We start from the raw sequence: 19,258 nt of genomic DNA on the forward strand, positions 1-19,258 counted from the left end.
ATCCTCGGCCGCTATTGAGGCGACGCTCGAATCAGGGCGAAGCGGCAACCCGCCCACACAGAGTTCAGGCGTTTAAGGCGAGCCCGACATTCGCCAGCGCCTCGATCAGCCCCAGAAGATCGCGCTCCAGATTCATGATGCCGGAGTCGATGACGGCTGGCGCCGCGCCCTCGCGCAGTGCCAGCTCGATCTCGGCGGCGCGCTGACGAACGGCCTCCGCGCCTAGCGTTGCGGCGACACCTTTGAGCGTATGGGCGAGCAACCTGGCCTCGGCCGGATCTCCCGCGACCAGAGTCTGGCGCAGCTTGGCCGCGTCATCACCGTGGTTGGCGACGAACCGACCCAGCAGCTTGAGATAGATGGTCTGGTTTCCCGCGACCGAAGCCAAGCCTCGGGCCGTGTCCAGGCCAGCAATGACGACGCCATCCAGCGACGCAGGAGGCGTTGCTGGCGTCTTGGAGGCAGAGGCGGCATCGGTCCTCCCCGAGCCGCTCGGAAGCCAGCGCAGAAGCGCCGCGTAGAGCCGTTCCGGCTCGACGGGCTTGCCGATATGATCGTTCATACCGGCCGCCAGACACTGCTGGCGATCCTCGTCGAAGGCATTGGCGGTCATGGCCAGGATCGGCAGGTCGGCCCTATCCGGCAGGCGCCGGATCGCGCGCGTCGCGGAGAGCCCATCCATGACCGGCATCTGCATGTCCATCAAAACCAGGGCGTAATTCTCCTCGCGTACCTTGGCCAACGCCTGCTCGCCGTTGTCGGCGACATCGACCACCAGGGCGGTATTCTTGAGCAGCGCCAAGGCGACCTCCTGGTTGATGAAGTCGTCCTCAACCAACAGAATGCGCGCCCCGGCATGACGACGAGCCAGAATCAGATCGGAGGGCGGCACCGAACCGTCGGATCCGGAAACGGACGGCTCCCCGACCGGAGTCTCGTTAGCCAAATCGAACGGCAAGCACACCCAAAAGGTGCTGCCCCGGCCCACCTCGCTGTCCACGCCGATGTCTCCACCCATGAGCGAGGCCAGACGCTTGCAGATAGCCAGCCCCAGACCCGTGCCGCCGAAACGGCGGGTCGTCGAATCGTCGGCCTGGACGAACGCATGGAAGAGCCGCTCGCGCTGGTCATCGGTCAGGCCGATCCCCTCGTCGCGCACCGAGAGCCGAATCCAGCAGCGCTGCTCCGAAACCTTTTCGGCACGGATCTCCACCAGGATTTCGCCCGAATCAGAGAATTTGACCGCGTTGCTGATAAAGTTGAGCAGGATCTGTCGGAGCCGCAGCGAGTCGCCCCACAGCGCCTGGGGCACCTCAGGCGCCACGCGACGCAGCAACCGCAATCCCTTGGCGTTGGCGCGATCCGCCACCAGGGCGCAGGCGTCTTCGATCAAACGCTCGGGAACAAATCGACTCCGTTCCAGGACCAGCTGGTCCGCCTCGATCTTGGAGAAATCCAGGATGTCGTTGATGACGTCCAGCAGATGGTTGGCTGCCTCCTTGATCTTGGCCACATGCGCGCGCGGGTTCCCCGCCGTAACCTCGCGTTCCAGCAGATGGGCGAGCCCGATGATGGCATTCATCGGGGTACGGATCTCATGGCTCATGTTGGCCAGGAAGGCGCTCTTGGCCTGATTGGCGACCTCGGCCGCCTCCTTGGCCTCGGCCAGCGCGATCTCGGCCCGTCGGCGCATCCGGATCCGCCAGAGGTCCTCGGCGAAGAGCCGCAACTGCCGAACGTCGCTCGCTTCGTAGTCGTTGGGTTTATTGCCGACCCCGACCAGCAGGCGCACCTTCCCGCCCTCCAGCACCGGAACGACGAGATGTCGGATCAGATCGCACTGCCCCAAGGGATATCCGCCTTGGTCGGGAATCTCTCGACAGTCGTTATGCAACACCGGCCGTCGGTCGCGTACCGCGTCCGCCCAAAGGCCCACCCCAGAGACCGCATCCGGGATCTCGTGGCCCACCGAGCACAGCCGCTCGGCACCGCTCGACCAGACGCACAAACCGATGCGTTCCTGATCCTCCTCGACGAAGCACAGATAACCGATCCGGCTCTCGGAGATCTCGACCGCAGCTTCGACGCCCCGTTGCAGTAACGCCTCCTCGTTCAGATCGAAGGCGAGCTGCCTCAGCTCGAACAGCACCTCAAGCCGGCGGTCGTTCTTACGTAGCGCCCGATTCGCCGCTTCCAGCTCGTTCGTGCGCGAATGCACCAGCGCCTCAAGACCATTGCGATGCCGGTCCAATGCCTCCGCAGCCTGCTTGCGCTCGGTGATATCGCGAGCGATTCCCAGCACGCCGATCAGACGACCGGAGGTATCGAACATCGGGGTCTTGGCGGTCTCGAACAGTCCCCGGTAGCCATCCGTCGCAAAGGTCAGCCATTCCTCGTTGAGACGAGGCCCGCTGGATTTCAGCGCCTGGAGATCATTCGTGCGAAAGAAGTCCGCGAGTTCCCGGTCGACGAATTCGTAGTCGGTCCGCCCGATGATGGCCGCCCTCGGAGCCCCAAAGAGCCGCTCGAAGGCCGGATTGCAGGCGAGGTAGATCCCGTTCGGATCCTTGAGCCAAACGAGATCCGGAACGGCATCCAAGATCGCCTGCAAGCGATCCTCGGTCGCCAGGATCTCGGATACCTCGCTCGCGAGCTGGAGGCCATGCTCGGCGAGCGGCGTATCGTTCGACGGACGATCGACCTGATACCAGGCGTGATTCTGCAGCAGGATCGCACTGATCCGCTCCATCAAGCGATGCAGCGTCACCATTCCGATCAGTAGCCCATCCTCGTCGACGACCGCGAGATGCCGCACCTGCAGGTCCTGCATCAGCCGAGCGGTCTCGGTCACCGAGGTGTGGTGCGCGATGACCTGGACCGGCGCCTGCATCACCTCGTGCAGCAACAGCTGACGGCCCGTATAAAGCATCCCGGAGGCGAGCAGCCGCGGGATATCGCGCTCGGTGAGGATACCGCGCGCCAGTCGTCCGTCCGCCGCCAGTGCATAGGAGGTGCGTCGCTGCATCATGAGCGCCAAGGCATCGTCCAGCGGCGCCTCCGGGGAGAGGAGCGGCAGATCGCGGTCCATCGCATCGGTGAGATCGTCGAGTCGGCGCAGGAAACTGAATCCCAGGTGGCGCCGGAAATCGGTCTCGGTGGCGACCCCGACCAGATCGCCCGCGTCATCGACCGCGATCAGATGGCGCACCCGCTGGGCCAGGGCTGTGCGATAGGCATCGGGGAAGGATATTTTCTCAGAGAGCGTGATGACCGGGGAGGTCATCAGCTCGGAGACGGGGGTTCGCGGATCCCTGTGCTGGTGCGAGAAACGCAGCAGATCGCGCTCGGTCATGATCCCGACTGGATGGCCATCCTCCAGCACCAGAAGCGACGAGATGCGCGACACGGCCATCTGACTCGCCGCCTCCTCCAATGGGCAGTCTGGAGGAACATGCCGAATCCGCCGATTCATGATATCCGCGAGCGTCAGATCGGTCACCGAAAGCATGCGCAAATCCCTACAGCAAAAAGAAAAGGGCGCGATGTCTGTGTCTGACAAAGGCGGACACTGCGCCGGATCCCATAAAGATAATGAAGCCCCAGTACTGGCGCCCCACCCCTGCCGCTCGAAACGCCGAACGATGGATGCCGCAGATGCGATGACGGTGAAATGGTCCAGTCTGCCCGTGATCGAGCATCCCCGGCGTCACTGGAATGCGCTCAAGAACCCCTCGCGCTCTTGCGGCGCATCCTAGCATGGCGGCGCAGGTCGTCACCCTATCGTAACAGCCCTACCCCATCCGTCAGGGGTCCACCGATCCGATCCGAGCCGCGCCACGTCGCGGTCGCGCATGCCGAGCAGATAAAGGATGCCGTCGAGGCCCACGTTGGCGATGGAGTGACGCGCCTGTCGGGTGACGATGGGCTTGGCGTGGAAGGCGATGCCCAGACCGGCGATGGAGAGCATGGGCAGATCGTTCGCACCGTCGCCGACCGCGATCACCTGTTCGAGCCGGATACCCTCGCGCTCGGCGATCTCGCTCAGCAGATCCGCCTTGCGCCGACCGTCGATGATCTCACCCGAGACCTCGCCGGTCAGCTTGCCGTCGCGGAAATCGAGCCGGTTGGCATAAACGTAGTCGACACCGAAACGCCGCTGCAGATGCTCGGCGAAATAGGTGAATCCGCCCGAAAGGATGGCAACCTTATAGCCCAACCTTTTGAGCGACGCGATCAGTCGATCGGCGCCTTCGGTGATCGGCAAACGCTCGGCGATCCCGGCCAGCACCGACTCGTCGAGCCCCTTGAGCAGAGCCATGCGACGGCGAAAACTCTCCTGGAAATCCAGCTCGCCACGCATCGCCGACTCGGTGATGGCCGCGACCTGATCGCCGACACCTGCGGCGGCGGCCAGTTCGTCGATCACCTCGGTCTGGATCAAGGTGGAATCCATGTCGAAGCAGACCAGCCGTCGGTTGCGCCGGTAGATGTCGTCCTCCTGCACCGAGACGTCCACGTCGATCACCCGCCCCAGTGCCAGGAACTCCGCGTGCAGGTCGGCCAGACTCTCAACCGCGCCGCGCACCGAGAGTTCCACGGAGGCCAGTGGATGCTCGCGCCGATCGCGCCGCGAGATACGCCCGGTGAGCCGCACGATACGATCGACGTTGAGCCCACGCGCCGCGACCACGCCGGTCACCTTGGCGATATGTCCCGCGTCGATCTCACGTCCGAGCAACGTGAGGATATGGCGCGGTCTGCCCTGTTCATGGACCCAGTCCTCGTAGGCCTCGACGGCGATCGGGGTGAAGCGGATGTCGAGCCCCATTCCGTGGGCGCAGAAGAGAAGATCCTTGAAGACGCCGCAGTCGGCTCCGGCGGCGGGGAGTTCGACCATCAGGCCGAGCGCCAAGGCGTTGTGGATGGTCGACTGGCCAATGTCGAGGACGGGGACGTGATAGCGGGCGAGGATCTCGGTCAGGGAGGCAATGATACCGGGCCGGTCCTCGCCGGTGACGTTGATCAGGACGATTTCGCTCATCGTTGGAATCAGACTGCACTCAGCGAAAAGCGCCTATTGTAGGCGCTCGGCGCCAGCCTGGAACCGCCGAGTTGCACTCGGCGGTTTCACAAGACCCGATGCGACGGACCTCACAGAGGGAGGATCTCGGCCCAAACCCAGAGAGGATCGGGCAGGACCCGGCCAGTGCTATTCCCCAGCGATGGTCATGCGATCGATGAGCCAGGAGCCGGTGCGGGTGCCTCCGGGGAAGTCGCAGTCGTTACCGACCGCGACCAACCCGGCGAACATGTCCTTGAGATTGCCCGCGATGGTGATCTCCTCGACCGGGTACTGGATCTCGCCGTTCTCGACCCAGAAGCCGGAGGCCCCACGCGAATAGTCTCCGGTGACGTTATTGACCCCGTGCCCCATGAGTTCGGTGACCAGCAGTCCCGTCCCCATCTCGCGCAGCATGCCGGCGCGGTCCAGCTCACCCATCTCGATGCGCAGATTGCGCACCCCGCCGGCGTTGCCGGTGGTCGGCATGCCCAACCGACAACCCGAATAGGTATCGAGCACATAGGTCTGCAGGATGCCGTCGCGCACCAGATCCTTGGCGCGGGTCGCGACGCCATCCCCATCGAATGGCGCACTGGAGAGACCGCGCCGCAGATGCGGCTCCTCGTGGATACGGACGAACTCGGGGAAGATGCGTTCGCCGAGCCGGTCGAGCAGAAAGCTGGAGCGACGATAGATGCTGCTACCGCTGATCGCTCCCAGCAGACTGCGCAGCAGCCCGGTCGCCACCTCGGCCCGGAACATGACCGGCGCCTCGCGGGTGTCCAGACGCCGACCGCCAAGCCGCGCCACGGTGCGCGCGGCGGCCCTCTCGCCAACCGAGCGGGCCGTATCGAGATCGGCGGCGCAGCGCGCCGTAGTCCACCAGAAGTCGCGCTGCATCGCGTCGCCGTCCTGTCCGATCACGGCGCAGTTGAGACCATGCCGGGTGGTGGGATAGCCGCCGATGAAGCCCCGACTGTTGCCGGCGATATGGATACCGAAGTGGGTCGAGAGGCTGGCGCCTTCGGAATTGACGATACGCGTATCGTAGGCGCGGGCGGCATCCTCGCAGCTCACCGCCAGCTCGATGGCCTCATCCACCCCGATCGACCAGGGGTGATAGAGATCCAGATCTGGGACCTCGGTCGCCATCAGCTCGGCCTCGGCGAGATGGGCGCAGCGGTCCTCCTGGGTATGGGCGGCGATGGCGCAGGCCGCACTCACGGCGTCTCGGATCGCGCCAGGACTCAGATCGGAGGTGCTGGCCGACCCCTTACTGTGGCCGAAATAGACGGTGACGCTCAGACCGTTGTCGCGGGTGTGCTCGACCGTCTCCACCTCGCCGAGCCGCACCGCCACTTCCAGCCCGGCGCTGCTGCCGACCGATGCCTCGGCATCGCTCGCGCCCTGGCGCTTGGCCTCCTTGAGCATGTCTTCGATGATCTCTTGCAATCGGGTCAGGCGCTCGGCCGTGTCCTCGGTCGTCAGGATGGGCATGGCGGGTTCGAGTCCTCGGATAGACGAAATTGAATGATGAAGCCGGCACTTGCTGGCCGGCTCAAATAACCTGTTGGGTATGCTCTGCGATGCGAACCAACGGCCGAAAGATGGCCGAGTATCGAACGCACGTTACTGGCTGGTTCCACCGACGGTCAGACTGTCGATGCGCAGCGTGGGCTGGCCGACACCGACCGGCACGCTTTGCCCCTCCTTGCCGCAGGTCCCGACGCCCTCGTCGAGCTTGAGATCGTTGCCGATCATGCTGACCCGGGTGAGCACATCCGGACCGTTTCCGATCAGCGTCGCACCCTTGACCGGGCGGCCGATCCGGCCGTTCTCGATCAGATAGGCCTCGCTGGCCGAGAAGACGAACTTGCCGGAAGTGATATCCACCTGACCGCCGCCGAAGTTGACCGCGTAGAGCCCCTTGTCGACCGAGGCGATGATCTCCTCTGGATCGCGCTCGCCAGCCAGCATGTAGGTGTTGGTCATGCGCGGCATCGGCAGATGGGCATAGGATTCGCGCCGACCGTTGCCGGTGGAACGGGTGCCGGTGAGCCGTGCGTTGAGCTTGTCCTGCATGTAGCCGCGCAGGATACCGTCCTCGATCAGGACGGTGTTCTGGGTCACCGTACCCTCGTCGTCCATGTTGAGCGAACCGCGCCGACCCGGCAGGGTGCCGTCGTCCACCACGGTGACGCCCGGCGCGGCGACGCGCTGACCGATCCGTCCGGAGAAGGCCGAGCTGCCCTTGCGGTTGAAGTCGCCTTCGAGCCCGTGGCCGATGGCCTCGTGCAGCAGCACGCCGGGCCAACCGGCCCCGAGCACAACGGTCATGGCGCCGGCCGGCGCGTCCCCAGCCTCCAGGTTGGTTAGGGCGAGACGAACCGCCTCGCGGGCGAAGGTCAATGCACGATCCTCGATTAGGAAATAGCCCAGATCGGCACGGGCTCCGCCGCCGCTCGAACCCTGCTCGCGCCGCCCGGCCTCCTCGGCGATGACGTTGACGCTGAGGCGCACCAGCGGACGCACGTCGGCGGCCAAGGTCCCGTCGTCGGCAAGCACCAGAACCGTGTCCTGGACCGCGACCAGACTGGCGACGACCTCGCGCACCCGCGGATCGATCCGACGCGCCTCGGCATCGACCCGTTGGAGCAAGGCGACCTTATCCGGATCGGACAGACTGGCGATGGGGTTGAGCGGTTCGTAGAGACGGCGCTCGGCCAGGGCCTGACCGATCTTGGCACTGCCGCTCTGACCGGCGCGAGCGATTGCACGCGCCGCCTCGGCCGCCTGAGCCAGGGCCGGAAACTGCAGCTCGTCCGAATAGGCGAACCCGGTCTTCTCGCCACTGATGGCGCGCAAGCCGGCGCCCTGCTCGATGCTGAAGTTGCCGTCCTTGATGATGCCGTCCTCCAGCACCCAGGACTGCAAACGGCTGGATTGAAAATAGATATCGGCGGCGTCGACCGAAGAACTGGCCAGCGTGCCCAGCAGGCGATCGAGATCCCGATCGAGAAGTCCGGCCGGTTCTAGGATGCTCTCGCGGGCGATGACGATAGGGTCAGTCATAATGGGGATTGGCGACTCTCGGTCAGTGATCGGAAGGGGCCGGAGTCCGAGTCGATCGGTCGCGCTCGCACACATGAAAGGGGCGAAACGGCGGTCTTGCGCGCCGTATCCACGCCAATCGGACTCTCGGCCTGTTGGCTGGTGACTTGCGGACTCAGCCGCCGCATTTCAAACGACGGTGGTCGATGGTGGGGAAGCTGCGGCGAACGGAATCCTGAAACTCCTCGTCGATCGAAGCGCAGATGCAACCGGCTCCGCGCGGCAACTGGGCCAACACGGCACCCCAGGGATCGACGATCATACTGTGACCATGGGTCTCGCGACCGTTGACGTGGAAACCGCCCTGAGCCGCTGCGATGACATAGACGAGATTCTCGATCGCGCGAGCGCGCACCAGCGTCTCCCAGTGGGCCTTGCCGGTAATCGCAGTGAAGGCGGAGGGCAGGGCCAGGATCTCCATGCCAGCGTCAAGCATCTGGCGGAACATCTCGGGGAAACGCAGATCGTAGCAGACCGCGACCCCGAGTCGGCCGAAGGGGGTGTCGAGCACCAGCGGATCGCTGCCCGCCTCGATGGTCGCCGACTCGTGATAACGCTCGTCGACCCCCGGCAGGTTCACGTCGAACAGATGGATCTTGTCGTAACGCGCCACCCGCTCGCCGCGAGCGTCGTAGACCAGGCAGGCGGAGCGCACCTTCTCGGGATCCTCCGCAACGAGCGGAATGGTCCCACCGACCAGCCAGATCCCAAGCTGCTTGGCGACCCGCGCCAGGAACTCCTGCAGTGGACCCTCTCCATCGACCTCGCGGATGGCGACCTGATCCCGATCTTCCTTGCCCATGAAGGCAAAATTCTCGGGCAGCACGACCAATTGCGCCCCTTGGTCGGCCGCCTCCTTGATCAACCGCTCCACTTCGAACAAATTGGCACTGACATTGGGGCCGGTCGCCATCTGAACCGCGCCCATCTTATATTTCGTTTTCATGGCATTCACCACCCAGACCAAACAGGGCTGCAAAGCGAACCCGACCGACGAGCCCAGTCGTCTCCAGGACGCAACCGAGACTCGACAGGGTTGACTCAGCGTTGTTGGAACCGTCGGCGTGCACCGCGCGCCGATCGGTCCCGAAATTGTTGCAACGATACCACCAGAGCGGGCCGGTCGAAAACGCGCGGGCACGGTGCGGCCAGCAACAACCTCAATCCACGTCCAAAAAGAGATTGCGTTCCTTGACCGGCGCCGACTTCGCGTCGGACGCATCCGAAGGAGCCGCACCACCCATCCCGGTGAGCGGTTCCCAACCCATCCGACTCAGCTCGGGCTCCCCCCAGGGGCCGGTCACCCGATAGCGATAACGTCCCAGACGATCGATCGGATTGCCTGCGACCTGATCGACCAGATAGACGGCGGCGCCAACCACGGGACCACCGGCGACCGCGCTCGCGAGCGCCACGCTCGACCCCAGCTTGGGCTCGACCGTCACGGTCTGATCGAAGGTTTGAGTCGCGAGATCGGACTGGCCCGCGACCATGATCGTGCCCGCCGGACCCTCGATCACGAAATCGTCGAACCGCGCCTTGCCGGCACCGAGTGCGATACGACCATGCATCCCCTCGAAGGCAAACCCCTGACCGTAGAGATCGGAGAAATCGAGCGCCAGACGCCTTCCGAGCGCACTGAAATTGAGGAACCCCAGGATACGCCCGACGCCAGGTTCGACCTCCAGGAAACGCCCTTTTCCAACCTGCAGATCGATCTCGCCATTGACCTTGGGCAGCGAGAACGCCTCCGGGGCACCAGGCCAGTCGAGCCTCAGTCGCGCCGAGCTGCGCCCCGCCTCCAGGCTGCTGCGTGCATCGAGCGTCTTGAGCAGCGCGCCCAGATCGGGCGTATTCAACACCAGACCGATCCGGCTGCGTCCCCCATCGCCCGAGGAGCGCCAATCTCCGCTGCCCTCCAGCGTCAGGCCCTTGCCGTCGAGACTGAGCTTCGGCAACTCGATGCCCTCCGCGTTCCGTCGCAGATCCAACCCCAGGGTCCCGAGCGAAGCCCCGTGCCAGCGCAGATCGCGCACCCCAAGATCGAGCGAGGGCAGATCGGAGAGGTGCGGCTCGTCCGTGCGCTTGGCGGATCCCGCCGCTCCGCTGCTCTGGTCAACCAGGGCCGACAGATCCAGCCGATCCAGCCGAATGAGGAGCGGCTGCCCGGCTCCCGTTTCGGGAACCACGACCCGTCCATCCAGCGCGTCCGAGCCCAGTTTGAGGTGCCAGCCATCGTCGCGCGGATTGGCGTCCAGCGACAGGTGCGAAAGCTGCAGATCGCCCAGGCGCAGCCGCTCGATCTGTAGCTGCGCGCCGCTCAAGGCGATCTCCGAGCCCTTCGAGCGCGGCGGGAAACGCGACGTCAGCGCCTTGGTCCAAGCCTGGAGATCCAGCTCGCCGAGCGTGCCGTCCAGGAAGAGACCGTTCGTCTCGGACGGGGGGGCTCGGTCGGCCCCGAAACGCAGACGCCCCGAAACCAGCCGAGGCGATCCGCCCTCAAGGTCCAGATTGAAATTCGCGGCCAGCTCCGGGGTTCCACCAGTCAGCACGAGCGAGCGGCCCGGCACGAGGGTCCCCTGGAGCGACAGTGCACGCGCACGCTTGGCCGTCTTGCCCAGCGGACTGGGAAGATCGATGCCCAGACCGCGCAGGTTTGACGAGAGCCTGAAGTCCAGCGGCAGATCGCCCTGTTTGACGTGCCGATTCTGCAGGGTCACGCCCAGATCCCAGGCCAACTCCCCGCTGAGGTCGCGCCACAGCGGCGAGGGGAAACGTCGAGCCAGATCCGCAACCTGGGAGCGGGATGTCGCCTCGACCAGGGTCGCGGATCGATTGGGGTCTCCGGCTCTGCGTGTCTCGATGGAGAGCTTGACCCGGCGCCCCCACAGTAATGCCTGCAAATCATCCGCACTCAGACTGTTCTCGGTGAAGCGCAGAACACCCTTCAAGCGGGACAGCGCGATGGGGCTTCCAGCAATGTCCAAGGTCGCCGGCCCGGGCCAGGTCAGGCTGCCGGACACCCCCAGCTTGCCACCCTTGACCAAGGGCAGGTCGATATCGAGCGCCAGATGCGACTGTCCGCTGACGGTCAGCGCCTTGCCGAGATTTCCGAGATCGGACGCCAGCGGGGTCTCGTTCAAGACGCGGCGCGCATCGGCGAAAGGGCCCTCGGCCTCGCCGTGAATCGGCAGGACATGGGGCCCCCAGAGATCGGGGATCTCGGCGCGACCCGCCGAAAAGGCGCTGTCGTAGATACGCCCGCGATCGACCTGGATCGACAGCCCTTGATCGAGAAAACGCAGATGCCCGGCGGCGGAGCGAATCGGCGGCCAGCCGTCCTGATAATCGAGCAGCAGATCCTCGAAATCCAGCAACAGCTCGAAACGTCCCTGATGCGCGCGAAAGGGAAAATCGGCGAGCCTGCCACGGAAGCTGGCATCGCCCTGCGCCAACCGCCCCGAGACGATCGAGTGCTCCAGCCAGTGGAGCAGATGCTCATGAATGATCCCAGCAGGCAGATAGGGCCGGACGTTGGAGGCGTCGCCGCTGAAATTGGCGCGCAGATCCAGGAAGGGACTCGACCCGTCCGCCGGAATGTCGAGCGCGAGCCGCAGTCGACCGGCCAGATCGTCGGTCTCCAGGCTCGCCGTGCGCACGGACATGGCGAGATCGCCATTCGGGGAACGCCGCCAGCCCAAACGCCCGCTGGCGGCATTCAGATGCAGCGGCAAGGTAAAGAGCGGATTCAGGTCCAGATCGAGCCCGAGCGAGCCGAAACGCAGTTCGCCGCCGGAAGCGTTGGCGGCAAAATCGGCGTTCAGCCCCTTGAAGCCGGGCAGACGCGCATGCTGCTCCACGGCCAGGTCGCGGACCGAACCGGACGCGCTCCAGTCCCACTGTCCGACGAGATCGCGCTCGGCACGGACCCTCAGCGCGGTCGCCTGCCCCTGCAGACGCGCGGCAAGCACCTCGACAGTCGGTTTGGAGTGCGCCCAAGGTCCAGCCCCGAGGATTCCGGTCAGGGCGGAGAGATCCAGACGATCCCCCGACACGGCGAACCGATCCAGACGGCCGGAGTCGGAGAGATCCAGATCCGCTCGGACGCCCGCAAGCTCGGCTCCGGCGACCCTGGCATTCAGATCCGAAAGCTGCAGCCGCCACGCCCCATCGATCCGCTGAAGACGCGCCAACAGACGCGCATGCGCCACCGCGAGCGACCTCTGCGATGCGTCGCCGACAGGTGTGTGGAGCAGCGCCCCGGCCACATCGGCACGCACGAGCGACTGGACCAGGTGTCCCGAACCGATCCGCGACCAGCTTTCCAGAGAGACCTGCTCGGTATCGAGGCGATAGCCGTGCGTGAGCGAGGGCGGCAACAGGCGCCCTAGATCGGTCCCGTCGAAACGGACATAGAGACGACCGCTCCAGGTGCGAAGATCGGCAGGCGGTCCATGCAGCTCCGCGATCAGATGCAAACGATCGCCATCGTCGCGCCGACCCGTGCGATCGGACCGCACGGCCGTGCCTGCCAGGGGACGCGGAGGCACCAGATTGGCCGAAAGCTCGGCGAAATGACGCTGCCCCGCGTTGCGCAGATCGAGGCGGACCCCACGCAGACGCAGGACACGGGCATGCGAATCCGCGTCTTCGATCAGCACCTCGCTGTCGACCAGGGTCAAGGCACCCTGGTCGAGGAAGCGTTCGAGCGCCTTCGGATCGGCGCCCTTCAGGGCACCGAATCCGGCCAGCTCGAACCGTCCGTCCGGCATGCGCTCGACTCGGAGTCGCGCGCCGACCAGGGTCAGGGCACCGATGCGCGGAACCGAGTCGCGGATCGAGTCGAGCGCGTCCAGGTCCAGTTCCATCGCGCGCAGCTTCAGGACAACCGCCCTGGTTTCGCGATCCGAGAACCGGACCTGCTTGAGCACCAGACGGGGTCTCGCGCCAAAGAAGCTCAGTCCCATCCCGCCGATGCTGACCCGATAGCCGAGACGCTGGCTCAGATGCCCGGCCAATGTGTCCGCGTAGTCCGCCGCCAACGGCGCCAAGAGATTGAGGACGGTCAGGGTCAGAGCCAGAATGACCGCCAAGATACCGCCAGATCGCAGAAGGAAGGCCGGAAGGCGTTTCAAAAATCGCATCGAATCAGAGTGGGGTCGAATCGGTCTGAGCATGAGCCCATCGATTTGGAAGCGCAAACCGGACGGACGCGAGGTCGAGTGCACAACAACGGCGGAAGGCCGGCCGGACTCCTAGCCATCGATTCGGGTGGACGTTAGAGCTGGAGACGGGCATGCCGAAACCGCCTCAGGATTGATCGGCCGGATGCGAGGTGAAACGCGGCTCAGATGAGCACGACGTCATACTGTTCCTGCGTGTAGAGCGCCTCCGCCTGTAAGCGAATCGGACGACCGATAAATTCCTCCAACTCGGCCAAATGCGCCGATTCCTCGTCGAGCAGACGATCCACCACCTCCTGCGAGGCCAGTACCAGCAGGGTCTCGACGTCGAACTGGCGCGACTCGCGCAGGATCTCGCGAAAGATCTCGTAGCAGGTGGTTTCGGCGGTCTTGATCGAGCCGCGCCCGCCACAGCAGGGACAGGGCTCGCAGAGCACGTGCTCCAGGGATTCGCGCGTGCGCTTACGGGTCATCTCGACCAGTCCGAGCGAGGACACCTCGGTGATGTGGGTCTTGGCATGATCGCGCGCGAGACACTTCTCCAGCGCGCGCAACACCTGACGCTTGTGCTCCTCCTCGGTCATATCGATGAAATCAATGATGATGATGCCGCCGAGGTTACGCAGACGCAGTTGGCGGCAGATCGCCTGGGCCGCCTCCAGGTTGGTCTTGAAGATGGTCTCTTCGAGATTGCGGTGACCGACGAAGGCGCCGGTGTTGACGTCGATGGTGGTCATGGCCTCGGTCTGGTCGATGACCAGATGGCCGCCGGACTTGAGACTCACCTTGCGCTGCAGCGCCTTGCGAATCTCCTCCTCGACCCCGTAGAGATCGAATAGCGGCCGCTCGCCCTGATAATGCTCGATCCGATTCTGGATCTCGGGGATGTACTTGGTCGCGAAGGGCAGCGCCTTGTCGATCATGATGCGCGAATCGATACGGATGCGCTCCACCTCCGGGGTCACCAGATCGCGCAGCGCCCGCAGCGCCAGCGGCAGGTCGTCGTGGACCAGTCCGATCTGACTGACATAACCGCAGCGTTCCTTGACGCCCCGCCACAGCTTGGCCAGAAAGGCCATGTCCTTGAGCAGAGCCAGATCGCTGACGCCCTCCGCTGCAGTGCGGGCGATGAATCCGCCGTCGCCCTCGTGGGACTCGACATAGCCCTGCAGGATCTCGCGCAGTCGGCGGCGCTCTTCCTCGTCCTCGATCTTCTGCGACACCCCGGTGCTGGCCAGTGCCGGCATACACACCAGATAGCGCGAGGCGATCGAGATGTTGGTGGTCAGACGCGCCCCCTTGGTGCCGAGCGGATCCTTGACCACCTGGACCACGATCATGTCGCCCTCGTGGACCAGTTCGTGGATCTGATCGCCGCGCGGCTCGCCCTGGGGACCGATGATGTCCGAGGCGTGGAGGAAGGCGGCACGCTCCAGCCCGATGTCGACGAAGGCGGCCTGCATGCCGGGCAGCACCCGGCAGACCTTGCCCTTGTAGATACTGCCAACCAAACCGCAACGCTCGGCGCGCTCGATGATGATCTCTTGCACCACGCCGTTCTCGACGACGGCGACCCGGGTTTCGGGCGGTGTGACATTGATAAGGATCTCTTCGCTCACGGATTTTTATTCTCAGTGGATGTCTTGTCATTTATGCCGTGGATGCGACAGCGGGCAAGCAGTCCCGGGCGATGTGCGAAGTCACCGATGACCGAACGCGGACACCGGATTGGGAAAACGACGTCCCTCAACGAGCCATCGATGCAATGCCTGCCTCCAACAGCAGGCGGCCCGTCTCGAACAACGGAAGCCCCATGACTCCCGAATAGCTGCCTTCCAGATTGGCCACGAAAAGCGCGCCGTACCCCTGGATGCCGTAACCGCCGGCCTTATCGGCAGGCTCACCGGTCGCCCAATAGCGGCGCGCCTCCTCCTCGTCGATCTCGCGAAAGTGCACGCGGCTCTCGCTGAGCGCGGTCCGCTCCTGGTCCGGAGTCATGAGCGCAACGGCCGTGAGCACCCGATGGGTCCGGCCCGACAACTCAGCGAGCATAGCCCGCGCATCGGCCGAATCGCGGGGCTTGCCAAGGACGCTGTCGCCCAGGACCACCGCCGTGTCGGCCGCCAGGACCGGCAGGAGATCGCCTCGGCTCAGCCGATCGCGGCCGGCGCGCCCCTTCTCGACAGCGATCCGCAGGACGTAATCCTCCGGGGATTCGTCCGCGAGCCGCCGCTCGTCCGTCTCCAGTGACAGCCGCGCAAATCGCACCCCGATCTGAGTCAGCAACTCCGCGCGGCGCGGCGAATTCGAGGCCAGATAGATCTGAGTTCGAGGGTCTAGCACGCGTCAAATGTCTCCGTCTGCTGCGCGGCGACCCAACGTCTCCACACGGTCGCACCGGCCATCCCGCCGAGGAAAATGGACGGCTCTAATGGAAAGCCGCTGATCGAGCGAAAAGGCGCTCGGATGCCTGCGCTAGGGCGCTGAAAAGCGACCGTTTCATTCAAATCGACGCATCGCCCCATAAACCTCAGCGTCGAAAGCGATCCTTTCAACCGCCCCGATGATAGGGGTGCCCCTGGTTCAGGGTCCAGGCGCGGTAAATCTGCTCGGCGAGCACCACGCGCACCAGTGGATGGGGAAAGGTTAGCGCAGAGAGGGACCAGCACTGATCGGCGCGATCGAGACACTCTCGGGCCAGACCATCGGGGCCACCGACCAGCAAGGCGCGATCGCACCCAGCGCCGAGCCAACCCGTCAGATGGCCCGCGAGCCGCTCCGTGCTCCAGGACTGCCCGAGCACGTCGAGCACCGTGACCCCAGCGCCTTTGGGAATCGCCTTGAGGATACGACGCCCCTCTTCCTCGCGTGCCTGCTCGGCGGAGGTCGAACGTCCACGACGAAACGGCTCGATCTCGATCAGGTTCAAGGCGCATTCGTGCGGCATCCGCTTGGCGTATTCCGCATAGCCGTCCTCGACCCAGCCAGGCATGCGCCGGCCGACACTGATGATATGTATTCTCACCTCTGGCCGTTTTCCCTCGCTGAAATGGTTTGCCATGATCGCCCATGCGATCACCCGACGTAAATCCACGAATCCCCGGCTTTTCGGTCGAGTTGGCTTCGGTTATGATTCCAGGGTTAAATTTTAAGTGCGTCCGCATGGTGGACGCGAACTGAAAAGTCTTCACGCACGGGCTAAGGCACAGCGGAGAAACGCATGGGATTCGGTGGCATCAGCATCTGGCAGCTCCTGATCGTTCTAGTCATCCTCCTCCTGTTGTTCGGCACCAAGCGCTTGAAAAACGTCGGCTCCGACCTGGGCGACGCCATCAAGGGCTTCCGCCGCTCGATGGCGCGAGAGGACGACGAAAGCGACGCGCCCAGCACCCCTGATCCGCTCGAACAGGGCACCGCGCGGCGGACCGATCAGTCGGGCCCCGGTACCCAGAGCACGCGCGAAAACGATCGCGACCGCACCTGAAGACATCGCATCGAAACCATCGCTAGCGACCATCAGAGAGACCAGGATTCCCTATGTTCGACATCGGCTTCACTGAACTGCTGCTGATCGGCGTCGTGGCGCTGGTGGTACTGGGTCCGGAGCGCCTACCCAAGGTGGCTCGCGTGGCCGGCATGTGGGTCGGCAAGGCCCGCCGCACCCTGACATCGGTCAAGCAGGAGATCGATCGCGAACTGAAGGCCGAGGAACTCAAGAGCATCCTCGAACGCCAAGCCCAGATCGATCCGCTCGAAAGCATCCTAGAGGAGCCCCCCAAAACGACCTCCTCCCAATCCACCCCGAACGCCAAACCCTCCCCAGCCAAGCCGGAACCTCCCCCGCACGACTGAGCATCCAGGATTTCCCGTTGCGCCGCCGCGACACCCTCGCTTGTCGGACGGCTAGATACTCCATCCGTCCATCGCTATACACCCAGACGACGAGGTCTATCCTTGAATCCGCTGACCACCCAAGAGTCCGGAAAACCGGCTCTAAAATCGCTTTTACCCTGGCGCCGGTCCGCCGTCGCGCTCTTAGCACTGACCGCACTGGCGGCGCCCATCGCGCTCTACGCGGCACCGCCCGGCACCCAGGTGACCCTGCTCGGCATCCCGCTCGAATTCCTGCTCTTCGCCCTGACGCTGGTCGGCGTGGCCGTCTTCCACAACCAGACGCTTCTGGTGGCGCTCACCGGCCTGACCGCCATCACCGCCTACAAATGGGGTATCGCCGGCTTCGAGCAGGGTATGGGGCTCGACGGACTGCTGCACCATCTCAACCATGAGTGGGTCATCCTGACCAACCTGCTGGGACTGCTGCTCGGATTCGCCCTGCTCGCACGTCACTTCGAAGACAGCGGCGTGCCCCGCGTGCTGCCGCGCTTCCTGCCGCAAGGGGCGCTCGGCGCCTTCACGCTGCTGTGCCTCATCTTCGTGATGTCGGCCTTCCTCGACAACATCGCCGCCGCGCTGATCGGCGGAACCATTGCCGCAAGCGTCTACAGATACAAGGTCCACATCGGCTATCTCGCCGCCATCGTCGCCGCCTCCAATGCGGGCGGAGCAGGCAGCGTCGTGGGCGACACCACGACCACCATGATGTGGATCTCGGGGGTTGGCCCACACGAGGTTCTACATGCCTTCATCGCCGCAGGTGCAGCCCTCGTGTTGTTCGGCATACCGGCCTCGATCCAACAGAGCCGTACCGCCCCCATCGTTCGCGATACCTCCGACGATGTGCGGATCGACTGGGACCGACTCTGGATCGTCGGCGGCATCCTGGCTGCAGCCGTCGCCACCAACGTCATCGTGAACTGGGCCTTCAAGGACATTGCCGAGAGCTTCCCCTTCCTGGGCGTCGCGGTCTGGGTCGCCATTCTGGCCGCCATGCGCGTGCGCCAGCCCGAATGGGGCCTGCTGCCCGAGGCATTCAAGGGCAGCCTCTTCCTCTTGTCCCTGGTGTTCTGCGCCTCCATGATGCCAGTCGACAAGCTGCCCGAGGCATCCTGGTACTCGGCCCTGACGCTGGGCTTCGTCTCCGCCGTATTCGACAACATCCCGCTGACGGCCCTGGCCATCGAGCAGGGCGGATTCGATTGGGGCGTCCTGGCCTTCGCGGTCGGTTTCGGCGGCTCCATGGTCTGGTTCGGCAGTTCGGCCGGGGTCGCGCTTTCGAACATGTACCCGCAGGCGAAATCGGTCAGCGCCTGGCTGCGCAACGGCTGGCACATCCCGATCGGCTATGTCGCCGGTTTCACGCTGCTGCTGCTCATGCTTGGCTGGAGACCTGAAACGCCGCACCAAACCACCCATGAGGTCGGCGCCACCACCGAACAGGGCATCGCGCAGCTGGAGCAAAAACCAGGGGCACCGCTTGCCTACCAACCTCAGCATGCTCAGGAGTCGATCCAATGATCAAATTTCTGGTCCCTGTCGATGGCTCGGAATTCGCGGATCGCGCCGTCAAGTACCTGATCAAGATGGCCCAATGCCAGCAGCCGGCCGAAATCCACCTGGTCAATGTGCGTAAATCGATCGATGCCTGGGAGGTCCGCCGCTTCCTCAAGGAGCACGAGATCGCCGAGGCACAGCAGAGCGAGGGCGAAAGCGACATGCAATCGGCTCGCGCCCTGCTCGATGAGGCGAAGATGGACTACAAGGCCCATGTGCTGGTCGGCCCCGTCGCGCCGACCATCGCCAAGCTCGCCGAGGATCTCGGCTGCGACACCATCGTCATGGGAACCCACGGACGGGGCGAGCTGGCCAACCTGGTCATCGGCTCGGTCGCCGCCAAGCTGATCCATCTGGTGAAGATACCCATCACTCTGGTCAAATAACGACCCTCTCGGCCGAGCGCCGCACTGACGTGGCGCTCGGCACTGTGCCGAACGCGCATCCGCCC

At 64.6% G+C, this 19,258-nt stretch carries 13 protein-coding genes; 4 read left to right on the plus strand and 9 right to left on the minus strand.

Features of this window, described 5'->3' with window-relative positions; all coding sequences use genetic code 11:
* Positions 1 to 64: 64 nt before the first annotated feature.
* The 9 genes from THIDRDRAFT_RS23815 to rlmH form a co-directional block, all read right to left on the minus strand.
* On the minus strand, positions 65 to 3,508 hold the full coding sequence (locus THIDRDRAFT_RS23815) for a CBS domain-containing protein (protein ID WP_007041030.1): 3,444 nt from the start codon (positions 3,506 to 3,508) through the stop codon (positions 65 to 67).
* A 264-nt stretch (positions 3,509 to 3,772) separates the two neighbouring features.
* Entirely contained in the window at positions 3,773 to 5,041 is a 1,269-nt protein-coding gene (serB, locus tag THIDRDRAFT_RS11560; RefSeq protein WP_007041031.1) for a phosphoserine phosphatase SerB, read from the minus strand.
* Between the two features lie 168 nt (positions 5,042 to 5,209).
* On the minus strand, positions 5,210 to 6,559 hold the full coding sequence (gene pmbA / locus THIDRDRAFT_RS11565; RefSeq protein WP_007041032.1) for a metalloprotease PmbA: 1,350 nt from the start codon (positions 6,557 to 6,559) through the stop codon (positions 5,210 to 5,212).
* A 132-nt stretch (positions 6,560 to 6,691) separates the two neighbouring features.
* A complete protein-coding gene (gene tldD / locus THIDRDRAFT_RS11570; protein WP_007041033.1) occupies positions 6,692 to 8,134 on the minus strand; it encodes a metalloprotease TldD in 1,443 nt (480 codons plus the stop codon).
* Between the two features lie 154 nt (positions 8,135 to 8,288).
* Complete coding sequence (locus tag THIDRDRAFT_RS11575; RefSeq protein WP_007041034.1) at positions 8,289 to 9,119, minus strand: carbon-nitrogen hydrolase family protein; 831 nt, start codon at positions 9,117 to 9,119, stop codon at positions 8,289 to 8,291.
* A gap of 214 nt (positions 9,120 to 9,333) precedes the next feature.
* Positions 9,334 to 13,308, minus strand: a complete 3,975-nt coding sequence (locus THIDRDRAFT_RS11580) for a YhdP family protein (protein ID WP_159105404.1) — start codon at positions 13,306 to 13,308, stop codon at positions 9,334 to 9,336.
* Between the two features lie 212 nt (positions 13,309 to 13,520).
* The gene (gene rng, locus THIDRDRAFT_RS11585) at positions 13,521 to 14,975 is read right to left on the minus strand and encodes a ribonuclease G (RefSeq protein WP_007041036.1); all 1,455 of its coding nucleotides are present in this window, start codon (positions 14,973 to 14,975) and stop codon (positions 13,521 to 13,523) included.
* Between the two features lie 127 nt (positions 14,976 to 15,102).
* The gene (locus THIDRDRAFT_RS11590; protein ID WP_007041037.1) at positions 15,103 to 15,699 is read right to left on the minus strand and encodes a Maf family protein; all 597 of its coding nucleotides are present in this window, start codon (positions 15,697 to 15,699) and stop codon (positions 15,103 to 15,105) included.
* Positions 15,700 to 15,907: 208 nt separating this feature from the next.
* Complete coding sequence (gene rlmH, locus THIDRDRAFT_RS11595) at positions 15,908 to 16,381, minus strand: 23S rRNA (pseudouridine(1915)-N(3))-methyltransferase RlmH (protein ID WP_040844695.1); 474 nt, start codon at positions 16,379 to 16,381, stop codon at positions 15,908 to 15,910.
* Between the two features lie 195 nt (positions 16,382 to 16,576).
* Between rlmH and tatA the strand changes: the two genes are divergently transcribed.
* The 4 genes from tatA to THIDRDRAFT_RS11615 all read left to right on the plus strand — a co-directional run bounded on the left by tatA (position 16,577) and on the right by THIDRDRAFT_RS11615 (position 19,193).
* Complete coding sequence (gene tatA, locus THIDRDRAFT_RS11600; protein ID WP_007041039.1) at positions 16,577 to 16,840, plus strand: twin-arginine translocase TatA/TatE family subunit; 264 nt, start codon at positions 16,577 to 16,579, stop codon at positions 16,838 to 16,840.
* Positions 16,841 to 16,893: 53 nt separating this feature from the next.
* Positions 16,894 to 17,208: a Sec-independent protein translocase protein TatB gene (gene tatB / locus THIDRDRAFT_RS11605; protein WP_007041040.1), complete on the plus strand. Its 315-nt coding sequence runs from the start codon at positions 16,894 to 16,896 to the stop codon at positions 17,206 to 17,208.
* Between the two features lie 102 nt (positions 17,209 to 17,310).
* Positions 17,311 to 18,771, plus strand: coding sequence for a hypothetical protein (locus THIDRDRAFT_RS11610; protein WP_007041041.1), 1,461 nt, complete (start codon positions 17,311 to 17,313; stop codon positions 18,769 to 18,771).
* Complete coding sequence (locus tag THIDRDRAFT_RS11615; protein ID WP_007041042.1) at positions 18,768 to 19,193, plus strand: universal stress protein; 426 nt, start codon at positions 18,768 to 18,770, stop codon at positions 19,191 to 19,193. Before THIDRDRAFT_RS11610 ends, THIDRDRAFT_RS11615 begins: the two co-directional genes overlap by 4 nt.
* Positions 19,194 to 19,258: the final 65 nt, after the last annotated feature.

This window comes from Thiorhodococcus drewsii AZ1 (assembly GCF_000224065.1).
GTDB lineage: Bacteria > Pseudomonadota > Gammaproteobacteria > Chromatiales > Chromatiaceae > Imhoffiella > Imhoffiella drewsii.